Source organism: Paenibacillus sp. JNUCC-31 (assembly GCF_014844075.1).
In the GTDB taxonomy this organism is placed as follows: domain Bacteria; phylum Bacillota; class Bacilli; order Paenibacillales; family Paenibacillaceae; genus Paenibacillus.
Genome location: NZ_CP062165.1, coordinates 1,927,384 through 1,947,624 on the forward strand (window position 1 = coordinate 1,927,384; position 20,241 = coordinate 1,947,624).

At 48.2% G+C, this 20,241-nt stretch carries 13 protein-coding genes; all 13 read right to left on the bottom strand.

Annotated elements, in window-relative coordinates:
* Positions 1-93: 93 nt before the first annotated feature.
* Positions 94-447, bottom strand: a complete 354-nt coding sequence (locus JNUCC31_RS08250) for a DUF3969 family protein (RefSeq protein ID WP_192270370.1) — start codon at positions 445-447, stop codon at positions 94-96.
* A 15-nt stretch (positions 448-462) separates the two neighbouring features.
* Complete coding sequence (locus JNUCC31_RS08255) at positions 463-1,203, bottom strand: RHS repeat-associated core domain-containing protein (RefSeq protein ID WP_323374391.1); 741 nt, start codon at positions 1,201-1,203, stop codon at positions 463-465.
* 362 nt (positions 1,204-1,565) lie between these two features.
* Positions 1,566-1,787, bottom strand: coding sequence for a hypothetical protein (locus tag JNUCC31_RS08265; protein ID WP_192270373.1), 222 nt, complete (start codon positions 1,785-1,787; stop codon positions 1,566-1,568).
* A 14-nt stretch (positions 1,788-1,801) separates the two neighbouring features.
* Positions 1,802-5,791, bottom strand: a complete 3,990-nt coding sequence (locus JNUCC31_RS08270; RefSeq protein ID WP_192270375.1) for an RHS repeat protein — start codon at positions 5,789-5,791, stop codon at positions 1,802-1,804.
* On the bottom strand, positions 5,788-6,702 hold the full coding sequence (locus tag JNUCC31_RS08275) for a hypothetical protein (RefSeq protein ID WP_228469577.1): 915 nt from the start codon (positions 6,700-6,702) through the stop codon (positions 5,788-5,790). Before JNUCC31_RS08275 ends, JNUCC31_RS08270 begins: the two co-directional genes overlap by 4 nt.
* 27 nt (positions 6,703-6,729) lie before the next feature.
* Positions 6,730-6,948 (bottom strand): RHS repeat domain-containing protein, encoded by a 219-nt coding sequence (locus tag JNUCC31_RS08280; RefSeq protein ID WP_192270379.1) that lies wholly within the window; start codon positions 6,946-6,948, stop codon positions 6,730-6,732.
* Between the two features lie 193 nt (positions 6,949-7,141).
* Positions 7,142-9,415, bottom strand: coding sequence for a glycoside hydrolase family 88/105 protein (locus tag JNUCC31_RS08285; RefSeq protein WP_228469578.1), 2,274 nt, complete (start codon positions 9,413-9,415; stop codon positions 7,142-7,144).
* An 8-nt stretch (positions 9,416-9,423) separates the two neighbouring features.
* Positions 9,424-10,245 (bottom strand): polysaccharide deacetylase family protein, encoded by an 822-nt coding sequence (locus tag JNUCC31_RS08290; RefSeq protein ID WP_192270381.1) that lies wholly within the window; start codon positions 10,243-10,245, stop codon positions 9,424-9,426.
* A gap of 150 nt (positions 10,246-10,395) precedes the next feature.
* Complete coding sequence (locus JNUCC31_RS08295) at positions 10,396-13,725, bottom strand: glycosyl hydrolase (RefSeq protein WP_192270383.1); 3,330 nt, start codon at positions 13,723-13,725, stop codon at positions 10,396-10,398.
* Positions 13,726-13,960: 235 nt separating this feature from the next.
* Positions 13,961-15,466 carry an extracellular solute-binding protein gene (locus JNUCC31_RS08300; protein WP_192270385.1) on the bottom strand — a complete coding sequence of 502 codons (1,506 nt, stop codon included), beginning with the start codon at positions 15,464-15,466 and terminating at the stop codon, positions 13,961-13,963.
* 18 nt (positions 15,467-15,484) lie between these two features.
* Positions 15,485-16,372 carry a carbohydrate ABC transporter permease gene (locus JNUCC31_RS08305; protein WP_091001202.1) on the bottom strand — a complete coding sequence of 296 codons (888 nt, stop codon included), beginning with the start codon at positions 16,370-16,372 and terminating at the stop codon, positions 15,485-15,487.
* A gap of 46 nt (positions 16,373-16,418) precedes the next feature.
* The gene (locus JNUCC31_RS08310) at positions 16,419-17,348 is read right to left on the bottom strand and encodes an ABC transporter permease (RefSeq protein ID WP_228469698.1); all 930 of its coding nucleotides are present in this window, start codon (positions 17,346-17,348) and stop codon (positions 16,419-16,421) included.
* Between the two features lie 344 nt (positions 17,349-17,692).
* Positions 17,693-20,095, bottom strand: a complete 2,403-nt coding sequence (locus tag JNUCC31_RS08315; RefSeq protein ID WP_192270390.1) for an AraC family transcriptional regulator — start codon at positions 20,093-20,095, stop codon at positions 17,693-17,695.
* Between the last annotated feature and the right edge of the window lie 146 nt (positions 20,096-20,241).

Genomic DNA, 20,241 nt, shown 5'->3' on the forward strand with positions numbered 1-20,241 from the left:
GCTCTTACAAAAAGAGAACCTTGAAAGGCATTAGGCCAATCAGGCTCCCATTAATGGTAAGAACCTTAATCCTTATTATTGATACTCCTTTGATCAACCGGCTTGAGATTTATCATTTAATAGTTTTTCAGTAGGTATGTTTGGAGCTGGCAACTGCCTTAATGTGTTGATAGTTTCCTCCTTAAGCTCTGAAATAGTAGATTGTAATTTTTGAGGCATTAAACTCTCAACATCCTCCAGTTCACACCCGGATTTAATTATTTCTATTACTTCATTGCTTAAAGTCATACCCTCTAAAATATCCGCTGTAAATGGATTGAACAGATATCCTTCTATCTCTTCAAGATTGACTACACCCTCTTCAAGAGCAGTTAGCATCCCTAATTCTAGAATTGATACAATTCTCTCTATCTGAACTTTACCAGAGACTCTTAAATTCAATTCCATATTATTCTCCACTCCCTAATTGTTACTCCATCCAGACTTAACTTTAACATCAAATACTTTTCCTGAAGAACTCTCAAAATAGTGAATTGACACTTCTTTACCACTAGCATCGTAACCATCTTTATACACTTTTTTCCACTGTCCAGATTCTACATTTCGTAATTTTTCAAGAACATCCTTGTTATTAACATTAACTTTTTTTGTTCCATTTTGAACACCTTTGAATCCTTCAGGATATTTAGGAGCCTTTTTAATAGAGTCGTAGACGTTATTTATTTTTCCCGTCCCTTGAGTCGCCTGTCCATTATTCGAAGTCGATGGCTTACTACTACTTGACGATCCACTTCCTCCTCTGCTTCCACCTCCACCAAAGCCTCCTCCAGACGATCTGCCCATACCGGCACTGCCACTGGCGCTGCCACTTCCTGATCCTAATCCCTCTAAGGCGTTCTTTTCACCTCTTTTGGCTTCTCCACTCGGATCCACATAGATCAACGGATTATTTTCCACATACGTATACAAATTCAGACTCAGCGGGTTTATCAGTTCACCCTCGTACGTATCCTCACTTATAAACCGAGCCGTGGACGGATCATACCAACGGGCTCTCAGATACTGGAGTTCTGTCACTTCAACCCAATACTCCCCGGCATAACACAAGACGTTCGGGACGCTCTCCTCTGTCGTTTCCGGATTGCCCCAGATGTCACAGGTGTATCGGTTCAGCCTATCCCCCGTTGCACTTTTCAGTTCTATAGTATCTCCATGGTCGTTCTTCCAGTATCTTTACAAACCACTCTCAGCGAGAAACCGGCCGGACTTAAAACTCTTCCAGTCACGTCAAAGACGTAACCGGCTTATAGGGAAACCATATCGTCTGACCCAACTATACCTTCTACAACAAATAGGTTGCAGTCATCATAGTAATAATAGGTGTTTAATTCCATTTTTTAATTATTTTTTTCATTATAAATTCGTCGCCTTTATACCAAATAGTAGACCCGCCTTCTTCGCTGCTTAATGTATTGTATTGGCTGGAAGATAGATTCATTTGGCACTAGACTTCCCTAAAAAAGAAACCTTGAAGGGATTGATACCTATCAATGTAAAGTAAAGAATTATATATCTAATTCATTCCACAGTTCTAGGAGCTTCTTTCCTTCAATTTGTGCATCTTTAAACAATTCGTTAGACGTTTTAAAAAATTGTGAATAACTATCTTTAACTCTTGTTAAATAAAATCCAGCCTGATTGTGGCTAATCCAATAACTATCTAATTTATAATAAAATTGGAATTCTTCTCCCATCTCTACTCTTTGTTTCATTTCCTCAAAATCCATAGTATCACTCCTAGTTATCTTATAAATGTTCCGTCAGCGTTCCATTTGTATATATGTTCGTGTGGCCACTCTGGGTGAGTTTTAGCGTTTCCATGATTGGTATAATCAACGTCTCTTACCGCTCTACCATCAGCCCCGTAATATCTCCTAGTTTTTATTTCACCAGTTTTTTTGTCTAGGATATCTACCGATGAATTAGGTGTCCCCTTTTTAGGATTTGGAATTGATGTTGTAGTAGTATGGTTTGATTTAGGAGTAACATCAATTGTCTTACCTTTATTAGATGTCACTGTCTGTTTTGGGTTATTTCCCGTCCCCCTACTCGACTGTCCATTACTCGAAGTCGACGGTTTACTACCAGAGGATCCGCTACCACTTCCTCCTCTACTTCCACCTCCACCCATACTTCCGCCTGGGGTCATTCGTCCTCCACTGGCACTACCACTGCCACTTTCTAATCCTAACAAAACGTTATTAGCCGGTTTTTTCGACTTTCCACTGGAGTCTACATAGATCAACGGATTATTTTCCACATACGTATATAGGTTCAAACTCAATGGATTCGTGAGTTCTCCTTCTACCGTATCCTCGTTGATGAAACGGGCCGTTGCAGGATCATACCAACGGGCTCTCAGGTACTGGAGACCCGTCGCTTCGTCCCAATACTCCCCCGCATAGCGCAGGACATTCGGGACCGTCTCCTCTGCCGTTTCGGGATTGCCCCAGATATCATAGGTGTATCGGTTCAATATGTTACCTGATGCATCCCGGATCTCCGTCACATCCCCGTGACCGTTGGTCACATAGGATTGAAGCTGACTCTCTCCAGCCATCTGCCGGGCGGTCAGTTTCCCGGTCGCATCGTATACGTAGCCTACCGTGATCTGTACCGTTCCCGTGCTGCTTACCGTACCTTCGGCCACCAGCAGTCCACGGTCATCATAGTAGTAACGGGTCGTTTTTCCTCCCGTACTTCGTTCGGTCATTAGACCGTCTCCATTGTAACGGTAGCTCACACTCTGGTCGTTGACCGTGGCACCCGTCAGTTGGTTACGGGCATCGTAGGTATAGGAGGCTGCCGCTGGCGGGCTCCAGTCCCGGTCACTCTCCAGACTGCTCCGGTTATCCCGCACGTCGTAGGTATAGGTCTCCTGATACTGGCTGGACGTTTGAATTCGGTTTAGCTTGTCATACGTAAACTGGTAGACCGTTCCCTGATCCGTTTTGCTCGTGATATTCCGGTTGTTATCATAGGCATAGCTGTAACTTGGGCCATTCGTTCCCTGGAACGTATGCGTGAGTCCCTTCAGGTTCAGGCCATCGTAGGTATATACTTCCTTCCACCCGGACCCTGCACTTTTTTGTGCCAGACTGTTGTTGCCGCGATACGTGTACGCGAAGCTGCCGAGGGCCGTTCCGCCGCCGCTCGTCAAGCTCAGGGATGCCGGAAGCGCCGAGGCTCCCTTGAATGTCATGCCCAGGTTGAGCGTATAACTGCCTTGCTGGAAGGTCTGACGGGTCCGCACACCTCGGGCATCATAATCCATGGTTAACGTCGCTCCATCCGGATAGGTGATGCTCTCCAGTTCACCGACGGGTGTATATGCATATTGGGTACTTCCGGTAGGGTCGCCCATACCAGTTCTCCGCCCCATGGCATCATAGGTATACGAGATCGTTCCGTCTGTGGCCCGGTTTTCCAGCAGGAAGTTACGGCTGTTGTAGACGTAGGTGCGTTCCTGCCCTTTGCGATCCAGCACCTTCGTCACATTGTCATTTGCATCATACGTATATGTCGTGTCTTGCCCCAAGGGGTCTGTCTGTACGAGCAAACGGCCCATCTCGTCATAGCGTTTTTGTAGGGTTTTTCCGTCTGCATAGGTTACCTTGGTTAAATCACCACCGAGATTATACGTGTAACTTGTCTTTTTATTCTCGGCATCCGTCACTGAGGTGAGACGGGACAAGGCATCATACCCATTCGTGGTCAGGTTGCCGTTTCCGTCGGTGACGGAGATAACGTTACCCACGCTGTCATACGTGTAGGTGGCTAGAGCCACGTTGCCGCTGGCCTTGAGCTCTTCCTTTTTGGTCACCTGGCCTATCACATTGTAGATCTCACGAATACGGTTGTTTTCGCCATCCGTGATCGTCAGGGTACGCGCCGCATCATCATAAGCCATTTGGGTAGTGGACGTTCCGTCCTGCTGACGAATGACGCGATTGAATGCATCATGGACATATGTTGTCGTCTGACCAGCAGCATCCGTCTGAGCGATCATTCGGTCATACGCATCATACGTATACGTCTTGCTGCCCCGTGCATTCGTTTCACTGGACAGCCTGCCCAGCGGGTCGAAACGGTACACCGTTTGACTGAGGTCAGGGGTCGTTACGGTCAACATATTATTTACGTCATCATAGGCCAGGGTGGTGATGCTTCCGTCTGGATTCTTCTCGGAAATGACACGCCCAAGCTTGTCATAGGTCGTTGTTGTTGTATTCTGGTTGCCATCCGTATAGCTGTTCATCTCTCCGGTGGCGTTATACCCTGCTTGCACAGTAACAGTAGAAATCTTCCCAGCCGCATCCGTAACTTGGACTTCCTGCCGGGTAGGCAACATGGATTTGTAACCAAACTGCTGACGAACGATGGTATCTGCCGTCTCTCCCTTCAGTTGGAGCACCGTCGGGTTTCCGTATCCATCATATTGATAATTCGTCTGGCCCAGAAGATTGCCCTGACTGTCCCGTATGACTGACTGTGTCAATGATCCGGTAACCGAATCATAACTGTAATTTGTTGTTGCTTGTTGATGATTACCGCCTGTTTCGGTACTTTGAGTAAGTACAATGACTGGAGACAAGTCATACCCGCTTAAAAACTTCATTTCGTAGGTGGACTTGATGGTGGCTCCAAGTGGATCCGTTTGGGAGGTGACCTGTCCCCAGTCGTTATACTGGAGTGAAGTCACCGCTGCACTGGAAGCACCGGCTGTATCATACGAACGTTCTTCAATGCGGGTCGGCACATTCCGGTAGGCGGCTTCATTATACGTATAGACCGTATCTCGCCGCTGATTCCCTTCGATTGCGCGGGTGCTGATGTTTGTGTTATAGACCACGTCCGGTTTGTTATGTGCAACAAATTGTTTCCTAAAGCTGTAGTCGGTTCGGGTCAGCCCGTCCTCCACCATGGTCGTAAAAGAATTACTTTGTCCGTATACCGCGCCTATATCACCGCTATAACTCACATTGATTTGGTTAGAAACTTCCTGTCCTGCTGTTGTACTATAGAACACTTTGCGCTGCCCATATCGAGGCTGGGTCTCAGCGCCAGTTGGCCCCAATTTTCGCAGTACGGTCCCACTGAACGTATATTGTGTCATCGCTTTGGTCGGATGCTCAATGGAGGCCAAAACGAGCCAGTCGTTCCATCCCCAATAGACCTGCTGATTTTCTCCCGTATAATCCTTGAAGGAATCAATCAGGTTGAAAAGTAGTCCATTCCAGCGAAGATACCCATACTTCGTTATCCTTCCCTCTGCATCAATGACTTGATCGAGCAACCTCTGGGTACGGTTGTTGCTCGTCACATTTCGTGTTTTATACGTGACCACCCGATCATCAAAGGAAACTTTGACTTCATTGGTGCTGTATGAAAAATCCATCGTCTGCACGGGCTGTCCCTTGCCAGCCCGAGTCATAACAAAACTCAGAACGGTGCCGTAATTGAAGTTGGTGGTGTAATAAAATTCAATGGTGTTATTATATTGATTACGAATTTGCAGAATGTTTCCGGCCTGATCAAAATATTGAACAATACCGGTATTGTAATCTTTTAAAACATAGTGAGCCTTTTCTCCGGATACATAGAGTTCGGAATTCTCAGGCCCGAAGTCCAGATTGTCCCACGGATAGCCTGCTAACCCGCCTCTTTCAGAATCGGCGAATGTACCGACTCCCGGGATATGAACATACGTCCCACCGCCTTCATGCTTCACATAAGGCAGATCCCAGGCCAGCCTTTACCGATTGGAAATTTTTGTTCCTCTGTTGTCGATTCGGTTGTGTTTTTAAAATCAGGATTTACTCTCGCACCAATCCGGTCCTTTCCCAACGTACTGTCATACTTGCGACGCAGAGTAAAATCAAGACCGTTGGCCCCCGGCATTACGAGGTCAACCACGCTTATATTAAGCGAGCCATCGCTCGTCGAGATACTATCGTTGACTGACCCTACTCCATAAGGAGCCTGATCGAACTTGATGGACTGACGTTGTAACGCGATGTCATCATATCCGTTTGCAGCGAGAGCAAACGTGTCCGGGGCTGTGTACACCTCGTCTGTGACAGATGCAGGCTCGGACAAATCACTGTATGTAGCCTCTGTTACCGAAGGCTCATCCACCCGGCCCAACGCACCGGATTCATTTTCAAATGTAACGGATTCAGGACTGTCCGTTAACGAATGATTCATTGTGTCTGGATATTTCTCTTGTATGTATGTCTCATAGGAGCCTCCTTGTTCCTGAGCAATCAACGCCTGATAGATTTCATTCAACGCATATCCTTTGCTCAGTTCAAGAATGACCCAATCCCGTTCTACCTGAAAACGTTCGGATACGGTCGTAATCGTAATGAGATCTTTTGAATCAACAGCTCCTCCCAAGGTGGGGGTCAATGGAGCATCGCCGTATACATCCCCCGTTACACTACTGTTAGCCTCGTTGTTATAGGATGAAGAAGCTACAGCACGTTGTATCCCCAGTTCTGGCGGAAATAGCATGGATACCACAAAAGCGAAAATAAGCAGGATAGATAGCCCTTTTTTTATATCATCAATCTCTCCCCATATCGATTGTAATTCCCTTCTGGACGAACGCAGACTATTCTTGGATCGTCCCCATTGCAATAATTCAAGAATTCAAGCTGACTATCGCTAAGATGCACTCTGAACTATTTTTAATAGATTTCCGTTGGTATCATACTGATATGTATATACCTTTCCATTAGCGGTCGTCACGGATGTTAATCTATTGTTGGAATCATATACATAGGTCGTTTTGCCTGCTGCCTGTACTGAGGAAGCCATACACAATATCCCCAGACTTAATACGCATGCTCCAGTCCACCTTTTCCATTTCGCTTTGTTTTTCAATTTATTTCCTCCTCATGACAGGATATTTGGATCTTCCTTATTATAGTAAATATATTTTGTAACTATCTATCAAAATTTGTCGATTAACCCAAAATATCCAGAATAATTGTGGCAATAGAACAAAAATAAGACGATTCAGGCAATTAAGTTGCCTAAATCGTCTTATTTTACTCCAAATGGACTTAATCAAGCATCAGCGCTGCACGGCTGTAACTGAAGAGTCGAGCGAAATCCCGCTCAGCTGCTGATGCATCTTATACGCCTCAATCCCGGCCAGAAGCACAATGCCGATACCGTGCGTATCATTCAGAATCCACCCCAGATCGTCACGGTAATAGTGCGCGGTAAAAGAATAACCGGAGCCCCGACATACGCCGTACACATTACCTTTGTAATCAATGGACAGACGGGTCATCCCTTCCCAGCCTTTACGTACCGCTTCCAGATACGCCTCTGGCTGCTCCAGCCAGCCTTCACGGATACCGCGGGCAAAAGCGTAGATAAACATCGACGTACAGGAGGTTTCCTCATACGAATCTGTGCGGTTCAGCACCTGATGCCAAAGTCCATTTTCACCTTGCAATGCCAGATAGCCCTGACACAAGTCCCGGTAGAAGCTTAGCAGTTCCGGCCGTTTCGCATGATCATCCGGCAGTATGGATAACAGCTCAGTTAGCGAAAACAGAACCCATCCGTTCCCGCGCCCCCATGGAATGCCTGTCGCCCGTCCACGCACAAAATCATACACATGGGACATGATCTGTTGTTCGGGAATGTAGAGATATTTGCGGAACATGAAGAACTGGTTGATCGCATCATCCCAATAGGAAGTATCTCCCGTCAACTGACCGTAACGCATCAGGAATGGCGTGCTCATATACAGATCATCACACCACATCGTTTCCTGGCGCATCTCTCCGCTGCCGCGAACACGGTAAAAGGCCCCGTCGTCCAGACGTTCCTGTTCATCCGTGATGTAGGCTGCAATACGATCCGCAGTATCTCTCCCCCCGCGAATATCACCGAGTTCCATCGCTGCCAGTAAAGTAGCTCCGAATGAACCGCAATCATCCAGGCTGTCAATCGCAGACAACTGATTATTGATTCCCGCTGCGCCGTAACCTTCCCGATCCCATAGAGCATAACGGTCAAACGATGTACTCAGGCCGATATGGTCCCGCACATACTGAACATAGTCGTCACGTCCCAACTCCTGTCCAATCTGAAGAAGGCCAAGCAGGGTAACACCGAGTGGATAATTCCATTTCCCGTAATGGGTATTTTCCAAATAAGGTCGAACACTTGTTTCGGGAAGATCTACATGCCAGTACACGCCTCTGGCTCCATCATCAAATACGGTATCCGTTACCACGATATCTTTGGGAGATGGTTCAGAGCCTGGAGAAAATACGCCCGTATACAGCCAAGCGTCGGGACATCCTGCAACCGGATGAGGCGGTCTTAATCTCCAGCCTTGTAAATCGGAATTCTCTGCATCCTCCATCGTGAATCCCCAAGATCCGTTTCCAGCCTTCGTTTCACCTTTGACTACGAGATCACAAGTACCATAGCGACGAGGCAGCTCAACATGGAAAGTCCCGGTAGCCCCAGCAGTGTACACTTCCCTGCCGTCTACATATAAAGTCAGTGCACCATCATGCGTTCCTTGTAAAATTACTGGTGACAATCCAGGCTGGATTACATCGAGCTTGGACCAAGCATAAGCCACCAGCGACTGTTCGGTGTCGGATGGATTGGCTGGATCTGATTGATCTATCGAATCCGTGGCAACTGTCAGAATTCTGTTAAAGCAACCCGCCTCCTGTTCCTCTTCTGTCCAGTTCCTGCGTGGATACCAGGAGAGGCCTGTTTCTTCTTCGCTCATGCCATCACGAGGGAGTATTGGTACAGGTTCATCGACTGGCTCCGAGTACAACCAGCCCTCCTGACCATGACGATCCACACCCGGAGTGAGGAAGTGAAGCGGGAAATTTTTAAATGAGGCCGTCCCGTAGATTCCGCCGAATCCCACTTCTGTTTTTACAAAACAAAGCAGCACATCGTTCCAGCCATATTTCACGGAGATTGGAATCTGGGTTCTGCGCTCGGGAAATAACTCCTGCAACAGCTCGGATTTGAAGATCTCTTCTCCGTTTACATAAACCATCACCGGACTGTAGCAATTCAGGCTCGTATTTAATACAGCCTCCTGCTGACTCCATAATTTGCCCCATACGTACACATACTGTCCTGCGCGCGCCTCTTTCCACTTGGCGTCCAGGTTCAGATCATAACGGTAATCCCCGAGCCTGCGGAAGCCTCCCCGGTGGTAAGCTCTGAACAAAAAGGAGTGCTTGGGATGATCGCCAATATAACGCTGCGCCACCGTGGTCAAAATATCCGGAATTGAATCATACACCTTGCCTGCAATCGCCTCGTTCTCATGAAAATAACGAATGATCGTCAACTCCTTTCCTATACCTTGATTCGTTCGGTTAGTCGCAATGTCTCTCCAGCTTTCACTTCAACCACCTGCTGATCCGCCGTAAACCAGACGGGGATGGCCGATGGGTTATGGATCATCGACCGATCTGCGGAACATTCAAGACGTTTGACCGCTTTCCAGTAAGCAATGACTTCGATGTTCGTTGCGTACCATATGTCATCCCGGCCACCAATCTGCTCAGCGAACTGCTCGATGATCTGCCAATTGTCGTTATCATTGAATTCGTAGCTGTGACCCCATACATATAACAAGAGCGGTGTACCTGTCTTCGTATGCTGGATAAAACGTTCGGCATGGGTCATCAAATCATGGTTATGATGGCAGGTTGGATGCCATTCGAGCGGTCGCTCAGGCAGCGTGTATCTGCCGTGCGATTCAACCGTGCGCGCATAATCGATGCCGAGCCATTCCAGCTTGGTGCTTAGCGATCGGTCATACCCCCCGTTGGGGTAGGCCATACCTCGTACCGGATAATCGACAAGCTGTTCCAGTGTTCTCCGATCTTCCATAATCTCCTCGGTCAACAATTCATCCGGGACATAGGGCAATGTGGGATGGGTGACCGTATGTACAGCCACTTCATGCCCGGCATACAATTCCGCAACTTCTGCTCTCTCGATCCGACCAGGCTTGCCCAGAGTACCGGAGTTCAAATTGAATGTGCCCCGTAGCCCATGTCGGTTGAAAAGTTCCACCAGTCTGCGGTCATGTACTACCCCGTCGTCATAACTGAACGTCAATGCTTTCATCACGCCACCCGGATATCGGTCGAATTGAATGCGATGTCCCATCTTGTTCCTCCTTTTCACAAATCACTACGTATTGAACGTTGAGAAATTTACACCTTACTAGAACGTCTGTAGCCCGGAGCCCTGCGTGAGAAATGGGTAGAGCGTAATCCCGACGTACCGTTTCTCTCGTAACGTTTATTCTTTAGCAGATCAATGACCCGCTTCACGCAAGCTGTGACTGGCTGAATCAAAATACGACCCTTCCAGCAAACCAATCAATGTGTTGGTAACACGTACTTCAATATCGTTATCCCCTGCTCGAAGCCAGGAGGCTTCTCCCGCCCAGCGATAGGGAGACCAGCAGCGAACGCCCAGACTATGACCATTCACCCGTACCTCTACCACATCCTGTACCCGCCAGTCGTTGAATTCCAGTTCAAAAGACGCGACCTCTTCAGCAGGCTCATCCAGCCAGAAGTTCCGTTTATAGCTCATCTCCCCTGCAAAGTGGGGATAAAGTGGTTGGGGTTCATGCCCAATCCGAATCGCTGTATCCGGTTCAGGAACAAGTGAGACCATACCCTCATGATGGAATTCCACACCAAACCGCCCTTGAAGATACAGCGCATCAACGATACCTTCTTCATCCCTCGTGACCTGTACGGTAACGGTCATTTCATTCAGACCACTGTGTAATAGCTCCGTTATATTACAGCCAATATTATGATGATCAGTAATTTCAATCGTCTCGAATTGATCCTGTCCAATTCGTTGTCCGTTGATTTCCATGGTCCAGTTACCCGAAATCGCCGCCCTGTCCATGAATAACAGACATTCGGCCAATGCCGTCCTCAGCTCAAATGTAATCGTATATTTGCACTGGATTGGATAGGCAACGGATGCTTTCTTCGGTGTGCCAAATACCTGATCAAACTGGAGCGGCAGATGATGGTTCTCCGACAATTCAGCCGCCTGGTCAATAAATGGTTTGACTGCCACATGATCACGCTCAAAAATTACACCGTTGTCATTGGAAGCCACGAGGTGGAATTTCCCCATTCGAAGTGTGTTCGGTTGAATGCTTTCCAGCCGCCATGGTCCCTCCGAAGGAAGCTTTATAGTGTAAGAATCGTTCTCGGTAACGAGGCGACTCGTGCAAGACTTCATTCCATTTTTGGTCAGAGCCGAAGGAATAACCTCTGTTTCCTCTTGGGCATGTTGTAAAGTAAGCCTCACAGCATGTGCTTCATAGGGAGCAAGCTTTAGCGATATGCACCACTCACCACCACTGCTGGTAAACGGCAATGGTTCACGCTGTCCTGTTTCCAGATTAAGCCGTTCCGCGAGCAGACGAGTACCTTCCGAAAGTTCTTCACCCGGCCATAACCGCTTGGCTACCACTTTCAATTGCCCTTCAAGCCGCTGTCCTTCCTGGTTGGACAAAAAAACCATAAACTCTCTGTCCGATAATTGACGGGTTTGCATAAGCAGCGACGCACTTTCTTCCTCCATAATCCAACAGATCGGTTCGGGCAGCACCTGATCCAGCAGCAGGGAGATCAGTTCCAGGGAGAAATCATCTCCGCGACCTGTTCCCGCGGGTAGAAAATAAGCATTGCCCTGCCCCTGTTGCCACATCAATTCACTGCCGTTATGGCATGGTTCTCCACTATTCCCCCAGTACTCCTCGTGTGGCTGATTGCCTGCACCAAACAACTGGGCGGCCTCATCTCCTACAGGGCTTCCCGGCTGAATAGCTATATATGGCGGCATGCCTACGGATATGACCGTTCCTCCCTGTTCCAGGAACTGCTTCACCTGCCGCCAGGCCGCTGCCTCCAGGTTCAGCATCGGTGGAAGAATCAGCACCTCATAGCGTGCAACGCCAATCTGCATCATGCCCTCGGCCAACGTAGCTTCGGCTAACAGCTCGGGGTCCAGATGATCATAGTCACGTCTATTTTCGAGCAGGTGCGAGGTGATCCGCATCCAATCCTTCGTGAGACGATCCAGCTTCGCCCGTTCTGCTTCGTCCTCCCCGCCGTATTCAAATCCGTGTAGCGGATTACCCATCAGGCTCCAGAACGTGGTCGTTGGATCAAGTACAGCAATACGGATATCCGCTGTTCCGGTGCTCATCAGATAGCTTAAACGTCCCGTATAATCCCCGAGCTGCCGGAAGTGACGCCAATAGGGGTTTTGTATGAACTGGGATGGGGGGGCATCATGCTTGGCAAGTCCGCCAATCGTATAGAAAAAGGCGTGGAAGTTAAAAAAGTTGGTGCCCATGGCTGCCATCCGATCAATCATCCACTTGGCATCCTGCAGCGTCATCGACCAGCCTACACTGTGAAAACACTCCATCAGATTACGGTTACGTCCCAGCTGTCGGGCAAGCGAGCTGACCATCTTCGGATTGTCGCGCATTTTCTTGCCATACCGTTCCAGAATCCAAGATAAGGGGCGTCCGATTTTCTCATGCGCCGAATCTCCCCCTGGCATGTGGCTGAACAACTGCGTGGTCATCCGTACCCCTGGCACTTCTGCCGCATACTGAATCCCTGCCTCTTCGCACCAGTCATGGACCTGCTTGTGATACGACTCCCTGAGCAGAAGATGCAGCGATTGGTAATAGTCATACCGAATACACTCCGCATCTGGAACATCGCCATGTAACAGAGCAGGCAGCGACTCGATCAGGCTGTAACCGTTGCGTTCACTGAAATATTGGGGAAGCTGTGGAGACCACGGAATACGCCCAAGCGGCGCGATTTCATCGGAGAATATGCCTTTGATTACGCTTTCAAATTGTTCTCCAACTGCCTCCTTATACCGGTCATGGGTCAGTTCAATAAAACGGCTCATCGCTTCCTTGTGACACGGGTCAACAAAGTTGCCGTAATATTTGAAATCATCGATCTCTTCTTCCTGAAATATAATCACATCCCAGTCCCCAGCGGGAGCTTTCCATAACAGGCGAAAAGCCGTACGGTATGTAAAAAACCGCTTGCGATTATACGACGTGAGTCCTGTCTCCTGATATACCTGATCTGTCTGAATATTGCCGATGTTGCTGCGCAAATCGATGGATTCATGCCACAAGCGTCTGCCTTGCGCATTCCTTGGGATCGCCTTTGCAACTAATACTCGCCCCCATGGCAACTCATGATCCACAGCTTCTCCGCTATGAACACGAATCTGATGATGTACAAGCTGGCGCTGTTTTGCTTCAGGAAAATCAAGTGTCACTTCTCCACCGGCCATCCCGCTTGGATAGGGATATTCATCATATAACCAGACCTGCATGCCACTAGCAGCCGCTGCTTCCACTGCAATCCGTACCTTGTCAAACCATGCTTCGGAAAGATAGGGAATTTCCAGTCCCTGACGTGGACAGATGAAAAAACCACCTACGCCCTGAGCAGACATTTCGGCTATTTGCCGTTTGATCTGCCCTTCTTCCATATCCCCATTCCAAAACCAAAAGGGATGAACCCGGTACTGAGCCTCAGGATTTTGAAATGCATCCCCGTTCCACATGTCGCTTCCTCCCTGTGTGTTCAAGAGTGGTCGTCCTTCTACCGATAACGTTCATTTAAGTTCAAATAGGTTTGTTTTGCAATGATTATACATCAAAATCCAAAGACTGGAAGCCAAAATCCTCAAAAAAAATTAACGAAGTAGTTTTGTAATTGAAGCCAACTATGAATAACGGAAATGCCCGGCTGCCGCACTTACACTGCGAGAAAGGCTGCCGGGCACCTGGAATATCAATCTACTTCAGTGCAGCGTATAGCTCATTTACTTCTTTGACGTAGTCATCCCCGCCACTGCTCTTCCACAGCGCAACGGCATCCTGGAATCCTTTCTCGTCAATCTGTCCCACGATGAATTTGATCCGGGCATCGTTAATAATGTTGTCCAGCTGGGGGCCTTTCTGTGCATACACGTCGGAAATCAGCGGCTCACCCGGATTGGGAACAACGATCTCCTCGTTGGCCTTCTGAACCTCGGCTACCTTTTCACGAACCGGTGTCGGCTCAACGCGGAAGGCGCGATCTTCCGGAAGAAACATCAACATTTGGTTCAAGCCCTGCAGATCGCGCAGTGCAAGCTTGTCGGTGGTCGGAACAACATATTCCCCTTTTTTCTCGTATTGCTTGCCTTCCAGGCCATTGGACAGCAGTGCCTGGAGTTCCGGTTCGTTCAATTGATCCAGGAATGCCAATACCTTTTTCAGGTCTTCTTCCGTTTTCACGCCACTTTTGGAGATGGCTATCATACCGGAGTAGCCTGAGGTTGGCATGTCACGCAGCCCTTTAGGCCCTTCCATCGCCTGAAGCACATCCACCCGGCCTGTTGCTGATGGGTCTTTCTCCAATATTTTCTGATCCATCCGCTGTGCGTTATCCGCTACATCGATCATGACACCCGCTTGCCCGTTTACAAACGGATCAGGCAGTTTGGTCGCATCCATTACGGCAAAGTCCTTGTTTACGAGACCTTCACTATAGATTTGGCGGAAAAATTTCAGTGCTTCCATATACTCCGGTGTTTCGTGTGCCGAAATCAAATTACCGTTACCATCATCCCCCCACTTGTTGGGTGCACCGAACCAAATCTGCATGTTATCCCAAGGACCTGTGAATTTGCTGGCAACCAGACCGTAGGTGTCGTCCTTGCCATTGCCATCCGGATCATCCTTCGTGAACGCTTTCAATACATTGTAAAACTCATCAATCGTCTTTGGCTCTTCCAGGCCCAGCTTCTCCAGCCAATCCTTGCGGATCGTGACGCCGTTACGTCCCAGTGGACGTCCCCGGTAGATGCCGTAGGTTTTGCCATCGATGGAAGCATTGTTGGTGATAATTTCATTCATCTGGCTTAAATTTGGATAGTCTTTCAGATAAGGTCCAAGCTCCCAGAAAGCTCCGGTTCGAGCTGCATTTATGAAACTTGGGGATTTGCCAAGCACAACCATAACATCGGGCAGCTTGCCCGAAGCCAGCGTGATATTGAATTTGTCCTCATAGGAGCTGCTCGGTACCCATTGCAGATTCACATCCACCTTGGTCAGTTCCTCAAGCTTCTGAATGACAGGGCTGTTATCGGGCGGATTCTCCGCTTCAAAGTTCGGAAGCATAATCGTAATCTGATCGGTACCTCCCGCAGCTGCTCCTGAACCTTCTTTATCCGTGGAGCAAGCTCCCAGAACCGTACTCAGTACCAATGATGCGGAAAGCAGCAATGCGCCTTTTTTGAATCCCGTCTTTTGTCCCATACGTTCTCCCCCTTGGCTTTAGCCTTTGATTGAACCTAACATGACACCTTTGGCAAAATGCTTCTGCAAAAACGGATAAACCAGCAAAATCGGTATGGTGCCGACCACGATGACCGCCATTTTAATGGACTGCTCTGGTGGCTGTACGAAATTAGGGTCCATGTTCGCCATATCTCCGACACTGGCCTGCGAGAGCAGAACGATCTGTCTCAGCATGACTTGCAGCGGCCATTTGTCACTGTCTGAAATGTACAGGAGTGCGGAGAAAAAGTTATTCCAGTGCCCTACGGCGTAAAATAACGCAAATGTGGCAATCACCGGTTTCGATAATGGCAGAACGATCCGCCACAGCACCCCAAGATCCGAACAGCCGTCGATACGGGCCGCTTCCTCCAGCCCGGGCGGCATTTGCTGAAAAAAGTTTTTGACAACAATTAAGTTAAAAGCGCTGATCGCGCCAGGAAGCATGAGGGCCCAATAGGAATCCAAAAGTCCAAGTCCACGAATGACGAGATAGGTTGGAATCATCCCGCCACCGAACAGCATGGAGAAAATCACCATGTTCATCATGACATTACGCCCCCAAAAATCACTTCGGGACAGCGGGTAAGCCATCGTCAGCGTGAAAAAGAGATTGACCAATGTACCCGCAACCGTAACAAATATCGAAACGCCTATACTGCGGAAGATGGTGGACGAGGAAAAAATATACTCATATGCGCTGAACGAAAACACCTTCGGAATGAGGAAAAAATGGCGTTCGGTGATCTCGGCTTCCGTTGCGAAAGAATTTCCTATAATATACAGGAAAGGAAGGACGGTTAATATGCCCAGAATCCCCAGCATGACGTAATTGAAAATATCGAATACTCTGCCGGCAGGGCTGTTGTATAAACGGCTGTTCATGGGCGATTTCCTCCTTATGGATAGATGTCATGGATGGCAACACACCTTAATAGATTCCGGGATGACCGAATTTCTTGGCCAGTTTGTTACTGCCGAGCACCAGTATGATCCCGACCACAGACTTGAATAACCCGACAGCCGTACTGTAACTGAATGCACCTTGCGTAATCCCGACGGTGTATACATACGTATCAAATACGTCTGCCACATCACGATTCAGCGAGTTGGTCATCAGATAGATCTGTTCGAAGCCGGTATCCAGGAAGTTCCCCAGTCTGAGAATGAGCAAGATGACTATGGTTGTGCGAATGGCTGGAAGCGTGATATGCCACATGCGCCGCAATCGTCCTGCACCATCCACAATTGAAGCTTCATACTGCTCTGTATCCACACCTGCCAGCGCCGCTAGGAAGATAATCGTTCCCCAGCCCATCTCTTTCCACATCATCTGAACAATAATGAGCGGACGGAATGATCCCGGACTCGCCAACACATCGATCGGTTTACCTGTGATCCAGGAGATCAGGTCGTACAGTACCCCGCCTTGCGGAGTCAGGAATACGTAGGTGATACTTGCGATAATGACCATGGATACAAAGTGAGGTACATAAACGAGCGTCTGAATCGTTCTTTTGAAGAAAGCGACCCGGATTTCATTTAACAATAATGCGATAATAATCGGTGCCGGGAAAAAGAATATAAGATCATATAAGGCAAGGACGAGTGTATTCCTCAGCAATCGGAAGAAATCCGGATTGGAGAAGAAGTTCGTAAAGTTCTCCATGCCCACCCATTGACTGTTGCGGATGCCCAGAAAAGGCTGATAGTCCTGGAAGGCAATAACGATCCCCCACATGGGCAAGTATTTAAAAATGACAAAGTACAAAAATCCGGGAAGTACAAGCACGTACAGCCATTTATTACGTTTGATCTGCCTCTTCCAGTTGGACTCCCGCTTTATCGGCAATGCGGCCATTTCCACCTGAGCTGCTGTAGCGCCATTTCCATTCCAGTCCGTCTTCCCGTTCATCATATCTCCCCTCCCTATTTATGTAAGCGTTATCAATCAACTTGTTATTCAGACTATACAGCTGCCCTGTTTCCGGCAACCTTCATTTTTTGCATGGTTACGCAAAGTGGCCCGAAAGCCCGCTATAACGCCATTTGCACTTCGACCTGGACCTATTTTGGCAGCAGAGATTGCACATTTTTGCAACATTATCCTTCTTTGCTTGCAAGGTGTTTCTGAGGTAAGAAACATGAATAACCGGAGTCCCATGAAGCGGGATTCCGGTCAGCGTTGAAGTCTTATGCACAGGTTTATTTACCCAGCCATTGATCCCGATACTGGCTCGGCGTTAAGCCTTCCTGTTTCTTGAAAATCCGATTAAAGTAACTGTGCTGGTATCCAACAGCGCCTGCAATATCATTGATTTTCATCGTGGTCTCACGCAGCAATTGCTTCGCCGCATCCATTCGTACCCGTGTTAAATAATCAATGAAATTCATACCGGATACCTGCTTGAATGCTTTGCTTAATGCATAAGGGGTCATCTGCTCCGCATCTGCACAGCTTTCCAGGGAAAGCTCATTTCGATAATGCTCATCGATAAACAACATCGTGCGTTCCACCACCTGCTTCAGCGGCTCCTGGGATCGCATCTCGATCTCCTGTATATAAGGAAGCAATACTTCTCCGATCATCCATTTCATCATTTGGGCAGGTTCGCGAATGGTGGACAAGCGCTCATACATGTTGCAGCCTCCAAACAGTTTGTAGGGTGTTACTCCTGTCTGCAGCATCATATGCTGAATACTTCCCAGCAATTGGAGCATCATCTGCTGCACCTGAAATTCGGTGCTGCCTGCTCGGGTGACCTCGGTCATAAATTGTTCGAGAACGCGCTCAGCCTCCTCCTTCTTCCCAAGCCTGATCGCCTGAAGGATCTCACGTTCCAGCCCCAGTGGATACGAGGCTTCTTCCGTTCTGCGGAAACATTGCTCATCCTCCAGATCGAGAATCTGGCTTCCAACTTCCACGCTGCGATAAGCAACCGCCTGCTCCATCTCCACGAATAATCCCGGCAATTCCTGCGGGGAAGCAGCCGAACGGCTTACCAACACCGTCACGTTCATTTTCAGGGTCTGACCAATGACCTCCACCAGTTCCTGTCCCCATAACAACGCTTGTGACTTTGCAGGCTCGTCCTCGGGAGCAATTACCAACATGGCCGAAGACAGGTCGTGAAAGTTCATCACGCTAATTTGGCTGAAATAATCTTTGGCAACTTCTTCAATAATATTAACTGCCGCAAAGGTAACCAGCCCCGTATCCTGACTCCCAAATCGACCCTGCAGCTGGGCATATCCCGTAAAATACATCTGAAGCAGCAAAAACTGCTGGCCTTCCACCTCAAAGCCAAGATTCCTCATCCGCTGCTGAAGATCCTGCTCGTTATAGGCATATAGATGCCCCTGCACCAGTTGTAATACAAAACTGTCCCGCAAGTGGGGCAGCTGCTCCTGCAATTGACGGTGTGCGGTTAAACTTTGAGAAGTCAACTCATTCCACTGCTGCTCCAGCAGCTGGAATTCATCCAGCCTGGTGTCTGTTGATGCTTCATTCCTGCTCGGCGTCAATAAATGGAGCATCCTGGCTACGGGAGAGTATATCCTCCGTGAAGCAAACCAGGATAACACCAGCCCCAAAAGAAGACTGCCAGCGCTCGCAATGACGATGATTTTGGATACGAGCTTCACCGGCGATGTCACGGATGTCAGCGGAGCTGCGGAGACATACGTCCAGTCTGAATCGATCCGACTCAGTGATCCATAGGACACGGAATAGGTCTCATCCTCATATTTGAACAGGAATGAATGGCTGTCTGGATGCAGGGCAACTTCTTCTTTAAGCTGCTGCTCAAATGCAAGGTCTGCCCTTCCCGCTATCGGATTTCCAGTAACCAGTGTATTGCCCTCCGGGTCCATGAGAAATGTTGAACCTTCGTCATAGGGAGTAAGCGTTTTCAACAAACTGGCGACCTTCTCATTATCCAGCGTGATGATTAGTGCGCCGAATGGATTGATGCTCTCACCCGGAATCTTATGTACAAGAACCAATGCATTCCCCGGATCGGTATGAAGTAAGCTATTCTGTTCCGTGAGTGACTTGTCGCTGCTCTGGCTCGCAACCCAATCTGTCCAATACACATGGTTGCCCATCGTCAGATAGCGATCATAGGCTTGGTTTTTCGCATCATCCTTCAACTCGGTATAATCCCGGTTAAACAAAATTGGTTTCGGTTCCTGCAAATATAGCTGTGCGGATTTGATCAGCGGGTGAGACCCTTGCAGTACATAAAGTGTGGTGACGATCTCCTGTGTTTCGTTGAAATAATACACAAAATCCAGTGTTCGCAGTGCATTGCCAAATCGGGGTTCAAAAGCCCAATGGGACAAGGTCATCTCCAGATAAGCAAGCTGGTCGTCCACATTGCGTGCCCGGTTCTCAATCTGCTTTTGATGCATCTGATTAAATTCATTTTCCATCCGGCCCACGACCAACTGGTACATCACGATGCCTGTAATCAGTCCGGGGATGCTGGCAATAAGCAAAATAAGCATCAGACTGTTTCGATAAAAACGCCCCTTATGTCTTCCTGTATTTAGCCCGGGCCAGCGCATGAGCCTGCCCAACGTCCTTACGTTCCTACTTGGTTCCATCAACGCTCACCTGCCTGCTTGCGTATGGTCTGACTGTCATGGGAACTGCTTCAACTCCCCCTGCTGAATGGTTTACATTGCAGTGCAAAATACATATGAGAATATATGGATGAAATCCGTTTCTTGTATTATACGCATAATTTCCG

Coding starts and splice junctions, on each gene's coding strand:
- JNUCC31_RS08250 (WP_192270370.1), bottom strand. CDS start 447: ATGGAATTGAATTTAAGAGTCTCTGGTAAAGTTCAGATAGAGAGAATT.
- JNUCC31_RS08310 (WP_228469698.1), bottom strand. CDS start 17,348: ATGGCCGCATTGCCGATAAAGCGGGAGTCCAACTGGAAGAGGCAGATC.
- JNUCC31_RS08300 (WP_192270385.1), bottom strand. CDS start 15,466: ATGGGACAAAAGACGGGATTCAAAAAAGGCGCATTGCTGCTTTCCGCA.
- JNUCC31_RS08290 (WP_192270381.1), bottom strand. CDS start 10,245: ATGGGACATCGCATTCAATTCGACCGATATCCGGGTGGCGTGATGAAA.
- JNUCC31_RS08265 (WP_192270373.1), bottom strand. CDS start 1,787: ATGGATTTTGAGGAAATGAAACAAAGAGTAGAGATGGGAGAAGAATTC.
- JNUCC31_RS08315 (WP_192270390.1), bottom strand. CDS start 20,095: ATGGAACCAAGTAGGAACGTAAGGACGTTGGGCAGGCTCATGCGCTGG.
- JNUCC31_RS08295 (WP_192270383.1), bottom strand. CDS start 13,725: ATGTGGAACGGGGATGCATTTCAAAATCCTGAGGCTCAGTACCGGGTT.
- JNUCC31_RS08305 (WP_091001202.1), bottom strand. CDS start 16,372: ATGAACAGCCGTTTATACAACAGCCCTGCCGGCAGAGTATTCGATATT.